At 52.7% G+C, this 14629-nt stretch carries 13 protein-coding genes; 3 read left to right on the forward strand and 10 right to left on the reverse strand.

Going from position 1 to position 14629, the window contains the following annotated elements:
- From CDH47_RS03750 to CDH47_RS03795, 10 genes are all read right to left on the reverse strand, one after another.
- Window positions 1-1260, reverse strand: coding sequence for a 2-oxo acid dehydrogenase subunit E2 (locus CDH47_RS03750; RefSeq protein WP_100638469.1), 1260 nt, complete (start codon window positions 1258-1260; stop codon window positions 1-3).
- 26 nt (window positions 1261-1286) lie between these two features.
- Window positions 1287-2264, reverse strand: a complete 978-nt coding sequence (locus tag CDH47_RS03755) for an alpha-ketoacid dehydrogenase subunit beta (RefSeq protein ID WP_100638470.1) — start codon at window positions 2262-2264, stop codon at window positions 1287-1289.
- Window position 2265: 1 nt separating this feature from the next.
- On the reverse strand, window positions 2266-3450 hold the full coding sequence (locus tag CDH47_RS03760) for a thiamine pyrophosphate-dependent dehydrogenase E1 component subunit alpha (RefSeq protein WP_100638471.1): 1185 nt from the start codon (window positions 3448-3450) through the stop codon (window positions 2266-2268).
- A gap of 324 nt (window positions 3451-3774) precedes the next feature.
- Window positions 3775-4299 carry a cytochrome C gene (locus CDH47_RS03765; RefSeq protein WP_100638472.1) on the reverse strand — a complete coding sequence of 175 codons (525 nt, stop codon included), beginning with the start codon at window positions 4297-4299 and terminating at the stop codon, window positions 3775-3777.
- Window positions 4300-4310: 11 nt separating this feature from the next.
- Window positions 4311-4832, reverse strand: coding sequence for a methylamine dehydrogenase light chain (locus CDH47_RS03770; protein WP_100638473.1), 522 nt, complete (start codon window positions 4830-4832; stop codon window positions 4311-4313).
- A gap of 17 nt (window positions 4833-4849) precedes the next feature.
- On the reverse strand, window positions 4850-5461 hold the full coding sequence (gene mauD / locus CDH47_RS03775) for a methylamine dehydrogenase accessory protein MauD (protein WP_100638474.1): 612 nt from the start codon (window positions 5459-5461) through the stop codon (window positions 4850-4852).
- Window position 5462: 1 nt separating this feature from the next.
- The gene (locus tag CDH47_RS03780) at window positions 5463-6005 is read right to left on the reverse strand and encodes a MauE/DoxX family redox-associated membrane protein (RefSeq protein ID WP_100638475.1); all 543 of its coding nucleotides are present in this window, start codon (window positions 6003-6005) and stop codon (window positions 5463-5465) included.
- An 8-nt stretch (window positions 6006-6013) separates the two neighbouring features.
- Entirely contained in the window at window positions 6014-7153 is a 1140-nt protein-coding gene (locus CDH47_RS03785) for an amine dehydrogenase large subunit (RefSeq protein ID WP_100638476.1), read from the reverse strand.
- Window positions 7154-7265: 112 nt separating this feature from the next.
- Window positions 7266-8675, reverse strand: coding sequence for an aldehyde dehydrogenase family protein (locus CDH47_RS03790; RefSeq protein WP_100638477.1), 1410 nt, complete (start codon window positions 8673-8675; stop codon window positions 7266-7268).
- A 74-nt stretch (window positions 8676-8749) separates the two neighbouring features.
- Window positions 8750-10090: an alginate export family protein gene (locus CDH47_RS03795; protein ID WP_100638478.1), complete on the reverse strand. Its 1341-nt coding sequence runs from the start codon at window positions 10088-10090 to the stop codon at window positions 8750-8752.
- A 326-nt stretch (window positions 10091-10416) separates the two neighbouring features.
- On the opposite strand from CDH47_RS03795, the gene feaR reads away from it, so the two are divergent.
- From feaR to CDH47_RS03810, 3 genes are all read left to right on the forward strand, one after another.
- The gene (feaR, locus tag CDH47_RS03800; protein WP_100638479.1) at window positions 10417-11331 is read left to right on the forward strand and encodes a transcriptional regulator FeaR; all 915 of its coding nucleotides are present in this window, start codon (window positions 10417-10419) and stop codon (window positions 11329-11331) included.
- A 240-nt stretch (window positions 11332-11571) separates the two neighbouring features.
- Complete coding sequence (locus CDH47_RS03805) at window positions 11572-14214, forward strand: DUF2339 domain-containing protein (RefSeq protein WP_100638757.1); 2643 nt, start codon at window positions 11572-11574, stop codon at window positions 14212-14214.
- Entirely contained in the window at window positions 14211-14594 is a 384-nt protein-coding gene (locus CDH47_RS03810) for a DUF2750 domain-containing protein (RefSeq protein WP_100638480.1), read from the forward strand. Before CDH47_RS03805 ends, CDH47_RS03810 begins: the two co-directional genes overlap by 4 nt.
- Window positions 14595-14629: the final 35 nt, after the last annotated feature.

The raw sequence follows: 14629 nt of genomic DNA on the forward strand, positions 1-14629 counted from the left end.
TCAGCCCATATGCAGAAGCATGGATTGTGGTGACTCCAGATAGCTCTTCCACAGGTTGTTGAACCGGGCAATGGTGCCACCATCAATAATGCGGTGGTCGCCCGCCCAGCTGATGGTCATGATGGAGCGTTCTACCACCTGCCCGTTAGCATCAAACCTTGGCAGCTTTTGAGTGCGCCCCAAGGCCACAATGGCCACTTCCGGTGCATTGATGATGGGGGAGGCGTAGGTGCCCCCCAGAGCGCCAATGTTGGAAATGGTAATGGTGCCGCCTTTGAGATCCGCCTGGCTTACCCGGCCTTCTCTGGCAGCTTCCGTTAGGCGCGTTACCTCGTCGGCAATCTCCAGCAGTGTGAGTTGGTCGACGTTCTTCACATTGGGCACCAGCAGCCCGATTTTACTGTCCACGGCCATGCCCACGTTACAGCTTGGTTGGTAGTGAATTTCAGTAACATCCTCGTTGATCTGGCTGTTAAGTATTGGATATTCACGAACGGCGAGGGCGATGGCCTTCATAACGAAAGGCATCAGAGTGAGGCGAGAGCCACGGGCTTCGGCTTCCGGCTTGAGCTGCTGGCGCAGGGCCAGCAAATCCGTCACATCAATGTCTTCGCTGAAGTTGAAATGCGGAATGGTGGAGGCCGAGGCCACCATGCGCTTGGCCATCACAGCCTGCATGCCCTTGATGGGTTCTACGCGGACCTCCTGGCTTTGCGCTGCGGTTCGCTGAGGCCTGCTTTCTGAGGCAGGTGTGCTGCTTGAGCCGCCCTGTTCGAGATGGGTAAGCACATCGGCTTTGAGTACTCGGCCATCTTTTCCTGAACCCTGGATATCCTCCAGTGCAAGATCATTTTCACGAACCAGTCGGCGAACCGCAGGGCTGGCAGGGATTTTCTGACCATCCAGCCGCTCTGTTGATACTGCAACCTTCTCTGGCTCTGGGCTGTCCGCGGCTTTTGTGCTGGGTTCGGTTTTTTCTGGCTGCGTTTCTGGTGCCTTGGCCTCGTCGTCTGAACCTTCAGCGCTCTCATCCACCAGTTCAAACAGCGGCGCATGCACCTTGGCTATGTCGCCTTCTTTCCAGTACAGCCTGGTAACGCGCCCTGCATAGGGGGCCGGGATTTCTACCAGTGCTTTATCGGTCATCACTTCAGCAACCGGCTGATCTTCTTCGATCAGGTCGCCTTCACTTACCAGCCATTTGACCAGTTCACATTCCACGATACCTTCGCCGATATCGGGCAGTATAAAATCGCTCATAATTGTTCTCCTGTCCGGATATCCGCTTAGAATTCGACGCTTTCCCGAATGGCCTCATAGACCTTCAGGTGGTTGGGGAAGTGCTCTTTCTCGAGCACCAGCGGGAAGGGGGTGTCCATCCCGGTTACCCGTGCAATCGGCGATTCCAGATAGAGGAAGCAGCGTTCCTGAATGGTGGCAGCAATTTCACCGGCAAAACCGCCCGTAAGGGGCGCCTCGTGGGTGATCACCAGGCGACCGGTTTTAAGCACTGATTCGGCAACGGTTTCCACATCCCAGGGCAGGATGGTGCGCAGGTCTATTACTTCGCAGGAGAAGCCTTCTTTTTCCGCCATTTCGACGGCTTTATCGATGACTTCCATTTGAGCTCCCCAGCCCAGCACGGTTACGTCCGAGCCTTCTTTGAGCACCTCAGCTTCGCCCAGTGGTAACTGGTATTCGCCTTCAGGAACTTCGCCAACAGATGCCCGGTACAGTCGTTTTGGCTCAAAGAAAATCGTCGGGTTGGGGTCATTGATGGAGGCCAGTAACAACCCCTTCGCCTGATGCGGGTTGCGCGGCACCACAATCTTCAAGCCCGGCGTGTGTGCGAAATAAGCCTCAGGAGACTGGGAGTGATACAAGCCCCCGGCTATACCACCGCCGTAGGGGGTGCGGATGGTCATATTGCCCACATTGAACAGGTTGCCGGAACGGTATCGGAACTTGGCCGACTCGTTAACAATCTGGTCGAAGGCCGGGAATATGTAGTCGGCAAACTGAATTTCAGCCACAGGGAAGGAGCCCTGAGCCGCTAGCCCGTTGGCGAAACCAATAATACCTTGCTCCACCAAGGGCGTGTTGAAACAACGGTCTTTGCCGTACTTCTGTTGCAGGTTGCTGGTAGCCCGGAAAACGCCGCCAAACACACCCACATCTTCGCCAAAGCACATAACTTTTTCGTTAGCAGCCATCGCCAGATCAAGGGCGTCGTTGATGGCTTGCAGCATGTTCATCTTGGCCATGTTATGCCCCTCCCTGAACGTGAATCGCCGACTTGGGATACTCATCGGGATATTTGCGAATGTGTGCCTTCAGTTTTTCAAATTGCTCGTTCAGCAGTGGTGGCACCTCGTCGTAAACATCCGTTACCAGAGATTCCAGAGGGGGAGGGGGGAGCTTTTGAGCTCGCTTCATGGTTTCAAGAACTTCACGGCGCATGTTTTCTTGCAGCTCTTTCTCTTCGCCTGCGCTCCACCATTTTTTCTTCAGGAGCCAGTTGTACATGCGAAGAATTGGATCTTTCGCCTGCCAAACGGCCTCTTCTTCTTTGCTGCGATAGCCGGAAGGGTCGTCAGACGATGAGTGTGCTGCCAATCGATATGTCATGGCCTCGACCAGTACAGGGCGGTTTTCTTCTACAGCTAGCTTGCGAGCTTCTTCGGTGGCTTGATAAACCGCGAGAATATCGTTGCCGTCTACGCGGATCGTATCCATTTTGTAGCCAAAGCCCCGTGGTGCTATGCCGTCGGCAGCAAACTGCTCATTTGCAGGGGTAGAGATGGCATAACCATTGTTCCTGCAGAAGAAAATGGCCGGTACGCGATGCACGGCGGCCATGTTCATTCCTGCATGGAAGTCGCCTTCCGAGGCGGCACCCTCACCGAAATAAACCATGGTGCATTGCTTTGATCCGGCCATTTTCTGGCCGTAGGCATAGCCGGTGGCCTGGGGGATTTGCGTGGCCAGTGGCGACGAAATGGTCATGTAATGGAGCTTGCTGGAACCATAGTGAACCGGCATCTGACGGCCCTTGCCGTAGTCCTTCTCGTTGCCGAATAATTGGTTCATGAACTCATCAATGCTGAAGCCACGATACGCCAGAGCACCTTGCTCACGGTACTGGGCCATGATCATGTCGGCGTCGTCCAGTGCGGCGGCACTGCCGATAACAGACGCTTCCTCACCAGTGCACTGCATATAAAAACTGAGTCGCCCCTGGCGTTGAGCCGCAAGCATGCGCTCATCCAGAATACGAGTGGTAACCATAGTGCGGTAAATTCGCAGAGCTTTCTCTTTGCTGATGTCAGGTGCTTTGCCGCCTTTGTAGAGCGTACCGTCCTGCTTCAAGAGTTTAAGCGTTGGAATGCGGTATTCAGACCCGTCGGTAAACTCTGGGGTATAAACGATTTTGGATTTTGTTGTTGTCATAATCCTCTTCCTGGGGTGATGGCTTGAGGAACAGAATGCCCCTTGTGAGGGCCTCGTTAGTGTCGGTGCCTTGTTCCGGTTACTGGTTTTTCCAGAGTATAGAACGCATTGCTCAACCTTGCCGGTGTTGCAATAGGGCTTCCGCTGCAGACTTTTCCGGTTCGGGTAAAACCGGGTCAAGTCTTGCAAAATTGACCTTAACGTAAAGTGCGGGCTTTGGGTAGTGTCTGTTGCAGGAAGATTTTGGTCTTTGACGCTAAAACAGGAAAGCGCGGTTCAAGGCATTAATGCGCCAAGAACCGCGTTGAAAGGGTGCTATTGAAATTATGGAATGACGTCTTCCGGGATATCAATGTTCAGATACCGTATCTTTTCGATTAGATCAAGTCTGTATCCGATCAGGTCTCTGATCATGATCCCCCTATAGGCTTCGACCTCCTCGCCGGTATACGGCTTGAAGTTTTCAGGTGCACTGCCTCCTGCGATTCCGTCGTCTTTCAACATCCAGTTCAGCAGCTCGGCTAATTGCGAATTGCTGAGTGCGGACTGCGAAGAACCGGGCACCCTGATAAGGAACTCCCGTCCTCCTTCGACTTTCAGAAAGTTCCCCACAAAACCTTTCATCATTGGCACATCGCTAGCGGGTGCACCCTCGCCGTTGGTCAGGTGACAACCCAAACACTGCAACTGATAATTCACCGCTGGTGAATAATTGGCCTGATGTAAAGGCGTTTGCCGAGCTTCATTGCCAGGAGCTGGTTTCTGATTGGGGTCAGGAATAACCCGTGCCTCCCCCGAGGGGGAGGCAATCATCAAGGTTATAGCCAGAACACAGAACATCGAGCGCATTGCAAAGCTCCTCAGGTTGCCACGCCCCGGATAACCGATACTGTGCAGTTGTACACGCTACTGCTTGTGCCCAGACACCAGTTAATATCGTTGTTGTTGAAGGGCCGGTACATGGGCTCTTCGCTGTCGTTACGGGTACACGCGCAGTTAGAACAGCTGTGCTTGCCGCAGCAGTCGTTGTAGGAAATGATGTAATCGATTCCGTCTGCTGGGTTGCGGCAGGTGCCAACCCAAGTGACAGACGAGACTTCTGTGCCCGGAGGACAGCTGGTTGCTGATCCACCACAACAACTGCATAGAAATCCATCAACAGAGCAGTAGCGCCAGTAGTCGCAACTTGTGGGATCACCCGGGTCACCGGCTGAGGGCGTGCCAGCCGCTAAAGCCTTGCCGGTTCGGTCGATAGGAAGAAGGGCGGGTGCGGCCACGCCTACCGCAAGGAATGAGCCAAATTTTGCGATAAACTGGCGTCTCCCTGTTGTATTGGCTACGTGGCGTGACGAGTGTTCGAAAAAGCGATCAAGAAATTTCATTTTATTATTCTCCTTAATCAGGATGGTGTATGGATACCAGGGGATTCAGTTTGAGCCTTTATGTAATCCTGAAGGCTTGGTGAGCCGAGTAGTTCGGTTTCAAAGAGGCTGTCCAGGTGCTCTCTGGAGTTAACGAGTCCCTTGGCTTTGAGTGTGCCCGCCTTATCAATGAGCACCGCATAAGGTAGCTTGCCAATCTGATAGGTCATTCCCACATCAGGGCTTACAACGTAGGTGGATTTTTCCAGTCCGGCCTGGGTTATGAGCTTGTCATGCTCAAGAGCATCTCCGTCACTCACATAGATCACATCCAGGTTTTTAACTGAGCGGCTCATGGATTTAATGGCCGGTATGAGCGACTTACAGATTGGGCAGGTCGGCGAAAGGAAAAAGAGCAGCGTTGAGTGTTCACTGGCATAGCCAATGTTGATCGGGCGACCGAAACGGTCTGGCGCTGTAACCTGGGGCGCAGACTGACCAACCTCAACGCCCTTATCGAGCATCAATGCGCCAGCGGGGGCGATTCGTGAATGCAAAACGCCAATTTGCCGGATAAGGCCAAGAAGCACCAGGGAGGTGGCTATTAATAGTAACCAAAGCAGAATGTTTGAAACGATGAGTGCTTGCATCTTATTTTTCTCCTGACAGTTTTAGTAGCAATGGCCTGTTGGCAATCCAAAGATCAGTGGCTGTATAAAGCAGAACCATAACGAGACCCGCTGCAATCATCACAAAGTTGTCGTGCAGGCTTAGGGGCCGATCAATAATGGGCAACAGAGCTACCAGAGCAATGATGACCAGTAGCAGATTTCGGGCGAGCAAGGCAGGTTGTAACGGCTGCTGCATTGCCGGGCCGGAGCACCCGCAGTCAATGTCTTTACGGCCTCTGGCCAGATTGATCGCGATGGCAAGTGTATAGAGGCTGATCATCAAAAATGCCAGAACGCCGGCGTACGGCCTGCTGGTACTCCATAGCAGGCCGGCGGCAATAACGAGCTCTGCAATCGGCAGGGCTCGAGCTGCCACTGGCACCATCAGTCCTGGAATCAGCTCGTATTCATGCACCTGTCGGCGAAACCAGCCGGGGTGCCTTAGCTTATGGCTTGCCGCGCTGGCGAATGTCACGCTTAGCGCCAGAACAGCCGATGTACTGATAATAGGATCTATCATCATGTCACCTCTTAGTGGTTCAGTATCAGCGTCGGAGTTTTGGTCACGCCTTCCATTGTCCCGTTGTGTTCTCCCGTGGACAGGTCAAAAATTTCCAGGCCACCCTCAATATTCGCACCAAGCAGAAGCGGCTTGTCATCCGACGTCGCGCTCAGGCTCCAAACAAGGTTAGGTGACTCGAGAGTTCGAAGCCTTTTGCCGGTTTCAAGATCGAACTCCCAGATAATCTGGCTTGGATCTTCCCAGTTATAAGCTTTGTGGTCGGGATGCATCAGTACGTAAAGTCGGTTTAGCCCCGTAGCGGCTGCAATGAGCTGCCAGCCGCCTGGCGCCCAACCATCAGCCATTTCTTCACGCGTGACCAAGGACCAGCGGGGCAGCAGCTTAGGTTCGTCTCCGGACAGATCCAGAGGTACAACTTCACCCAAGGTGGTCACAAAATAGTAGGTCTCTCCGACGACGGTAGCCCTTTCGACCAGCTTGACCACGTTCGGATCAAAAAACTTGGTTTTGGTGCGATTTATTTCCTCACCGTTGTCGTTCAGGGTGATCATCTGAAGTGAGCCGTCGCCGCAAAGGGACGCAAACCGCCGTTCGCCTACCGGGTAGTTCAGAATGCACCCGTTGATTGCGATTTCGTTAACCATCTCCTGTTTGGTGGTATCAATCACTGTCACGGATGTAGAGGGTGTGAAGTTGTAGATGTAAACGAACTTGTCATCCGTACTGGGCGCTATGGAAAAACGTTCAGTCAGGGTGAATGCGCGTCGGCTCGGTAGTTCAAGCTCCCATTTGGTTGAGAGTGTTTGGCTATCCCAGGCAGTCAATACATCGGTACGCTCTCCTCGCACATAGCGGGTATAGAAGAAGTCCGCGGTATATATGGTTTTCCGGTCATGGGAGAGCGCAGCGGGAGCCGCGTGGCCCGTTGGTATCATTCCAAGATATTTCTTTTCGTCGGGATCAATCACAACGACCCGGGTGGAGACCATGTTCATGAACTCGAAATCCACCATGTAGCTGCGGTGATCGTCAGGCAGCGGCAGCGTGGTGCTACCGACGGTTTCGTTTGGCAGGCGCGCATTTGCGCTTGCAGCAATAAGGCTGGACGCTACCACCAGGCAGCACGCCAGTTTTTTGGATAGATGCATCATTACAATCCTCGATGTTATTTTTCTGGTGTATAGGTGCATAAAGCTTCATTGCCGGTCATGCACCTGATTCTCTTACAGCTTTCAATGCTAGATTTAAGACAGGCTGTTTTTATTTCTTTATGCTGATGACACGGCCCTGGGTTACTGCTTTGAGCCCTTCGATGCCAAACTCGACGCCGTAGCCAGATGCTTTGTTGCCGCCGAAAGGGACCATGGGGTGAATCGCGCCATGCTGGTTGATCCATACAGTGCCAGCTTCAAGCCGGGTGGCCAGCTCGCTCGCTTGGGCTTGTTCATCTGTCCACAGGGAGGCGCCAAGGCCTGCCTCAAGCCTGTTTGCGGACTTGATGGCATCTTCCACTTCGCTATAACGTATGATTGGCAGGGCAGGCCCAAATTGCTCTTCGTCAACCAGTCTCTGGCCATCTTTGATGTTGCCAACCAGAGTAATGGGCATGAAGTAGCCTTGGTCCGGCACCTCGCCAAACTCCCGGATGTCGCAACCCGCCCCTTTGGCGTCGGTTACGAGTTCCTGCACTTTCCCAAGCTGCATCTTGTTCTGAAGAGGACCAATGAGCACAGATTCATCCATGCCATCGCCTATTTTCATCTGGCTGGCGATTGCGCTGAGTTCGGCCATGACGGTTTCGTAGTCATCTTCGTGAACATAGAGGCGTTTAATACAGGCGCATGTCTGCCCCATGTTGAGGAACGCGCCCCAGAACAGATCGGTGGCTATGTTTTTAATATTTGTTCCGGGCATAACGATCGCTGCATCGTTACCGCCAAGCTCCAGTGTTATAGGTGACAAGCTTTTGGCGGAGGCTTCGATAATTTGGCGTCCGGTTGATTCGCTGCCGGTGAACATGATTTTGCTGATGTCAGGGTGATGGGTCAGTTTGCTGCCAATAATGCCATCGCCGGTTACAGTATTGAGCACGCCAGCCGGCAGAACATCGTTGATCAGTTTCACCATCTCCAATGTTGCAATGGGGGTATATTCAGAAGGCTTGAGGACGACTGTATTGCCCATTCTGATTGCAGGAATGATCTGCCATATGGCAATCATCAGGGGCCAGTTCCATGGCGCGATTGCGGCAACAACGCCCAGAGGAACCCGGTGCAGAGTGTCCTTGCGCTCGTCATCCTCGTATACAGTCTCCGGAGGCAACTCCAGGCTTGCGGGGACCTGAGTCCATCCCACACAGGCTTGCATTTCAAATCGCGAGCCAGGGCCGGACAGGGGTTTTCCCTGCTCTCGTGTGATCAGTTCCGCCAGGTAATCGGAGTTCTCCTCAAGAATCTGCGCGATTTTCAGAGTGATATCTCGTCGTTCCTGGTCACTTTGATTCGCCCAGTTTTTTTGAGCGCGCATGGCCGCCTGAACAGCTCGTTCGACCTCCTGTTCGTCGCTCTGCGGCGCAAACCCCAGGGATTGACCATTGGCGGGATTGAATATTTCGTAACTGCTTACGGGTTCTGAAAGAAGCCCGTCCACGGTATTCCGATAAGTCTGCATCTATCAGTTCTCCAGTTGTTGATAACCAGTATTGCCTTTGGGCGAAGCCGCGTTGGCCCGATCTGGCCCCTCGGTCAGAAGGTAATAACCGCCATGATTTGAGCGTAGGTGTTCAGATCGTTGTCCGAGAACTGGCTTCCGCCGTCCGCTGCACGATTTTCCGGTTTGAAAAAGCCAATAAGAGGGCTCAGGAACAGGTGATCGTTAACGGCCCATTCGGCGTAGAGGTCGATTTCCTGACTGTCCAGGGAGCCGGTTCCGCGGGAGGTGTCACTAAAGTCGAAAAATAAAGCACCGACTGCGACGGTTGGGGAGGGGTAGGCTTTTACGCCAACGTGGAGAACATCCGTGTCGCTATTGAACGGCCCGGCATAGTTGGCAGCAACTTCACCCTGAAACCAGGTTCCATAGCCACGATTGAAACCGAAAAACAGAGGGTCAAAGTCTTCCTCGAATGTGGAGTAGCGGATGTTGACGCTTGGGGACCACAACTGTTCAGTAAAGCTCCACCCGGCTTCCATATACCAAGCATTGGCGTCCTCGCGGCTGTTGTCGCCCTGGTTCTGGGTTACAAACTCAGCTGAGAGAAAAAGTGGCTCAATACCCGCATTACCCTGATACCTGAAGCTGGTTGTATCCTGGCCATCTCTGGCCGTGAGGCCAAGCGCCTGAGCATATCGGTCGTTTACGTCAAGACCTTTCAAATGCATCAGGCCAAAGGTTCCGTTGGGAGATACATATTCAAGGTTAATGCCGGTGAGCTCGGTATCAGCCTGGGCTTCATTATCTGACTCAATCCAGAACACATCCGAGCGTAATCCTGTATTGCCTCCAATCCGGACCATAGCTGTTTTGTCGAAAGCTTTTCTTGCAGCAAGCCAGTAAGCACCGCCGCGATCGAAATCGAAACCGCCCCCACTCAGCCCTTCGCCCACATTCAGAGCGTCCCCATTGATGAGAAAACCGTCGCCAATGGCGAAGTTTTGGCTGCCAAACGATACGTCCAGACCGTTGTTACCGAGAAAGGGGAGGTAGTCGCCGGATTTAAAGCCAATATAGGCATCCTCCAAATCTGTGTTGCGTTCATCACCTGTGCTGAAACCGCCAGCATCGCCGTCACCGAATGTGCCCGACGAGACAGCGTTGATGCCGCCATAAAAAGAGGCTTTATTGCCTACAGTGTAATTGCCAGACAGGCCGTACTTGAAATAGCCCTCTTGCCAGGTAGCCCCGTTGCGGTCAGAGTCATATAGATAGTTCTTGTCGCTGGTAAAAATACCGGCGGCTATTTCCAGGTCTGCGTTCAGCTCGTGATTATCACTGCTCGAAACTTCTACTGCGGAGGCTGCCGGGATCGCAAGACCGGCCGCAAAGAAGCATAAAACAGCGCGTCGAAGTTGATTGTCGTGGTGCATTGCTCAGCCTTTTTTGTTTTGTGTCTGAAGCGGACTCAGGGGTAATCGATGGGATTGCCTCTGACCTTCGTCGGTATAAGTACCTTCATGTGTTGTATTTTTATCAACTAACAACGCTGCGGGCTTTCTCTTTGGTGCCAGAAGATTTCGTTACTGTGCCAGCATGTCGGAAACACAAGCGCGGCCTGATACGTCTTTGTTCAGTATGAACAGGAATCTGTATCGAATGGTGGGAGCAGGCTTCGTAGAAGGATTTCTTGACTTTTGATTGTTTTCTGGTCAACTTCGTAGCCAATAATTATTAATGAGAGCAAGAGGTCACAAGCGTGTCGTTATCCACTGGCAGGACTGATGATTTCGACAAATGGATCAGCAATATCAATGATATATGCGGGCCTTTTCTGGCGAGTCGAGTGGGTGATGAATTTTTAGGATCTGTTGAGAAAGTGGGCGGGTCTCTGGACATGTCCAGGGTTAATATCCGTGGCGCGGATCTATATCGGACGCCCAAAGAGATACAGAAAAGTGGGGTTCCGGATTTTTTCTGTGTTTTCCAGATTAGAGGATGCTCGTTGGTAGAGCAGGCGGGAAACCGTTCGTCTCTGACTTCAGGAGACATCGTTCTTGTGGACTCTGCATTACCGTTCCGGTTTTCTTACCAAAATTTGTCGCAGCAGATATCTCTAATCCTGCCGCGCCAGATTATTGAGCGGATACTGAACCTCAGTAAGGTCGAGCTGGGTGTCAAAATCCCCGCAGATTCTCATATTGCCCGCTTTGCCAGCAAGCTCGTGATTGAAGCTTCTCGGCATGAGAATCTCGACGTTGAGGAAGGCGCGGCGATTCTTGATTCGCTGGCCACCTTGATAAAGCCGTCAGTCTTGAAGAGCGTCCACAGCAGCGAACCTTACGACAAAATTTTCAGGGCTGCTTCCGAATTTGTTAAAAATAATATTGGGGAGCCAGGCCTTAACGCATCGATGGTTGCTCACTCAGTCGGGACGTCGGTCCGGAGTCTTCATCGAGCATTCGCGGGCAATTCGATTACCTTGTCTGAATATGTGAAGGCTCAGCGGCTGGAAATGTGTGCGGACTATATCAAGGCAAATAGCGGGAGATTGAGCATCACCGAAGTAGTGTACAGGTACGGCTTTGGTAGTTCCAGTTATTTCTCTACTGCGTTCAAAGGCCGCTTTGGAATGACGCCCTCAGATTTCAAAAAACGCTGTTCTTCAGGTTGATGCTTACTTGGAATAATAGCCTAAGTCAACGCAAGTCCCATTTGTCATCTATTTATTCTTTTTTTAGGGTTTTTATACGCATTCCGCAAAACAGTAGTTAGTTTGTCAGAGGATTTTTGACCAGGACGCGTAGCTCGTCAGCTTTTATGGATGAGCATTATCCTCAGAAACTATAGACTGCAGATCAAATCGGCGGCTCACGCCGCATCGGAATGGATTCTTTTAAAAGGTAAAAGGAATTTGGAAGCAATACTGATTCTTCTTGGTGTGGGTTTGGCATTGTTCATACCTGTGGGCTCCGTTCTTGGTTTTCTGGCTTTTCGCAAATGGAATGAGCAATCTTCCCGTATTGAGGCGCTGAGTCACGAGGTTGCATCGTTGCACCTTGAGGTTGCCGAATTGCGTCTCCAAACCAAGCAAACTCAAACCCCACCGATTGCACCATGGGCACCCTTGCAGACACCTCTGCCGGGAGAGTTTCAAGAGGTTGTCCCGGAACAGTCGGCCAAGTCTGAGCGGCAGGCAGCCGAAGGAGTTATTGAAGCCCAGTGGTCGAGCTCTCCTCAATCGCAGGCAGGGATGGGTGGCTGGGCTGAGCCTCGTGCGCCATCCCGTATTATTGCAAGCCTCAAAGAAAACTGGATGGTCTGGCTTGGTGGCCTGAGTGTGGCACTGGCCGGTATTTTTATGGTTAGCCATTCCATCAGCGCGGGGCTGATTGGCCCTGTACAGCAACTGCTACTTGCTCTGGTTACAGGCCTTGCCCTGCACGCAGGCGCGGAATACCTGCGCAGGCGGCACATGAGCACAGATCAGGTATTTGCGGCCTTGGCGGGTGGAGGAAGCATTACCTTGTACGCTGCGCTGCTCACCGGTGTTCACCATTACCAGTTAATCAGCCCGGTTGCCGGGTTAATCCTGCTGGCGGCTGTGTCTCTGGCCACCATGGCGCTAGCCTTGGTGCACGGCCCGTTACTGGCCATTATGGGACTGAGTGGCGCTTACATTGTGCCTCTGCTAATCGGTGGGGAAGATGGCAGCGTGGCCTTTGTGCTCTCTTACAGCTTCCTGATTACGATCAGTTCGCTGCTATTAATGCGGTATGTTTTCCGTGATTGGCTCTGGTACGCCACGCTGGCCGGAGCCTTGCTTTGGTGGGCAGCCACCGTGGCGGCAGCGCCTGCTGAATTGGCAACGGCTTTTTATCTGGCGGCCCTGTTTGTTGCTTTTGTATTCTTGCCGGGCGAAGAGCAGGCCGCACCTTCACGTTTGCGTGAGGCGCTTCTGCCGCTGTTGGCGATTTGGGGTATTTCGATTGCGCATCAATCTGTTGATAACCCATCGATGTGGAGTTGGCTGCTCATTTTGCCGGTCGCATCCCTGATTCCTCAGAGCCGGGGCTCACTTTGGTTTTTGCCTTGGGGTGCCGTTGCGGCCAGTGCAGCCGGTTGGTTGCTGTATATGGGCGGGATGGATGGGGATCTTGTTTACCTGATGCAGATTCCCTTGGCGCAGCAAGCGGGTTTTGTCAGCTACCTGATTGCCGCCGCCATCATCACGACCGGTTTGGGGCTCTGGCTGTGGGGGCGATACACCGAACAACGCCGCTGGGCCTCGTTAACCCTGTTATCTCCATTGGTTTGGTTGGTGCTTGGCTGGCTTTTATTGCAGGGTTATGGCGAAACATCAAAAGTGTGGGCAATAGCCACCTTGCTGCTGGGTGCTGTATACGGCGTGTTGGCGTGGCAGATGGAACGGCTGGCCCGTTACGGAAACGGTGTGGTCTGGGCCTTGATAGCCGCGCACGTTAGTTATTCGTTGGCAACGGTTATGGCCTTCCGCGAAGCCTCTCTTACCCTGGCCTTATCGGTTCAGTTCGTCAGCCTGACCTGGCTGGCCCGACGCTATCGGATGCCGGAGCTGTATCTGTTGTTAAAAGGCGCCTTGGCACTGGTTGTCGCACGGCTTACCTTCAATCCTTGGCTGCAGGGTTACGATGCCAGCGTGCACTGGACACTATGGACTTATGGTGGTGCTACATTGCTGGCGGCGGTTGCTACCAGGCTTTCAGAGAAGGATCATCCGATTCGCCCCTGGCTGGAAGGCGCAACCCTGCACTTGCTGGTGTTGTTCCTGGGCGCAGAGCTGCGTTACTGGTTGTACGATGGCGATATCTTTGTTCACGAATACAGCCTGATCGAAGCAACCATGAACACGCTGCTTTGGGGCGCACTCAGTGTAACTTATGCGGTCCGGGCAAAATCCAGTCAGTCATTGGCCTGGCTCTACCGGTTGTTCTCATGGGTTCTGCTGGCTCTCTCTGCCATCAGCTATCTCACGTTGCTCACGTTACACAACCCCTGGTGGAGTGACGCCGCTATTGGCAGCACGCCCATCTTCAATATGCTGTTGCCTGCATTTGGTGGCCCGGTATTGCTGGCCTTTGTTATCAGCCGTTTCCCGCAGATTGTGCCCAGGCTCTGGTCGCTGAGTGTTGCAGGCGCTGGATTCCTTTTATTTACGGCTCTGGAAATTCGCCAGCTTTGGCAAGGCAGCGATATGGCGTTGTGGCATGGCATGACAGAGGGCGAACTGTATACCTATTCGGTAGTCGGCATGCTTTACGCCATAGTGGCAATCCTCTACTCCACTGTTTATTCCTCAAAAAGTACCCATATCATACTGTACAAGGTGGGCATGGCCTTGCTGGGGCTTGTGATCGGCAAGATCTTCCTTATTGATATGGCCGGCCTGCAAGGGTTCTGGCGGGTCGCGGCCTTTATGGGGTTGGGGCTCGCCCTCTTGGGTCTTGCATGGATGTACCGAAAAGCTCAGGGAGTTAACCCTGAGCCTGATTCATTAAACAGAGATTCAGATTTATGAATAGCGAAGAACTAGCCAGCGTACTCGAAATGGATGGTGAAGAGAGATACGACTACTTCCTCAGCGAAGTATTGGAGGAGCGGGAGATCTGGATACTCGTTAACTCGGAGAGCCGCTTCCTGTCCATTGTCTCTGAAGACGATGGTGTAGCACATTTGCCGGTTTGGCCCAGTTCCGAATTTGCAGTTGAATATGCCAAGGGCGTAGATGGTTTGACTCCAAAAAGCATCTCGTTGCCAGATTTCTTCAAAAAATGGGTGCCTGGATTATCGAAAGACGGGTTACAGGTGGGAGTGTTTCCGGGGTCTGAAGGAACTCTGTGGATAACCGAAGCAGGGGAGCTGAAAAAAGATCTGCAAGATGAACTGTCCAGCTTCTGATTTCCAGATAGCGAAAGCGATGTTAAGTGTGATGA

The organism is Marinobacter salexigens, from assembly GCF_002806945.1.
In the GTDB taxonomy this organism is placed as follows: Bacteria; Pseudomonadota; Gammaproteobacteria; order Pseudomonadales; family Oleiphilaceae; genus Marinobacter; species Marinobacter salexigens.

What these genes read in the sequence shown, in the direction of transcription:
- mauD (WP_100638474.1), bottom strand. Translation starts at nt 5,461, where the DNA reads ATGCAAGCACTCATCGTTTCAAACATTCTGCTTTGGTTACTATTAATA.
- CDH47_RS03760 (WP_100638471.1), bottom strand. Translation starts at nt 3,450, where the DNA reads ATGACAACAACAAAATCCAAAATCGTTTATACCCCAGAGTTTACCGAC.
- CDH47_RS03790 (WP_100638477.1), bottom strand. Translation starts at nt 8,675, where the DNA reads ATGCAGACTTATCGGAATACCGTGGACGGGCTTCTTTCAGAACCCGTA.
- CDH47_RS03780 (WP_100638475.1), bottom strand. Translation starts at nt 6,005, where the DNA reads ATGATGATAGATCCTATTATCAGTACATCGGCTGTTCTGGCGCTAAGC.
- CDH47_RS03795 (WP_100638478.1), bottom strand. Translation starts at nt 10,090, where the DNA reads ATGCACCACGACAATCAACTTCGACGCGCTGTTTTATGCTTCTTTGCG.
- CDH47_RS03810 (WP_100638480.1), top strand. Translation starts at nt 14,211, where the DNA reads ATGAATAGCGAAGAACTAGCCAGCGTACTCGAAATGGATGGTGAAGAG.
- CDH47_RS03785 (WP_100638476.1), bottom strand. Translation starts at nt 7,153, where the DNA reads ATGCATCTATCCAAAAAACTGGCGTGCTGCCTGGTGGTAGCGTCCAGC.
- CDH47_RS03765 (WP_100638472.1), bottom strand. Translation starts at nt 4,299, where the DNA reads ATGCGCTCGATGTTCTGTGTTCTGGCTATAACCTTGATGATTGCCTCC.
- CDH47_RS03750 (WP_100638469.1), bottom strand. Translation starts at nt 1,260, where the DNA reads ATGAGCGATTTTATACTGCCCGATATCGGCGAAGGTATCGTGGAATGT.
- CDH47_RS03770 (WP_100638473.1), bottom strand. Translation starts at nt 4,832, where the DNA reads ATGAAATTTCTTGATCGCTTTTTCGAACACTCGTCACGCCACGTAGCC.
- CDH47_RS03755 (WP_100638470.1), bottom strand. Translation starts at nt 2,264, where the DNA reads ATGGCCAAGATGAACATGCTGCAAGCCATCAACGACGCCCTTGATCTG.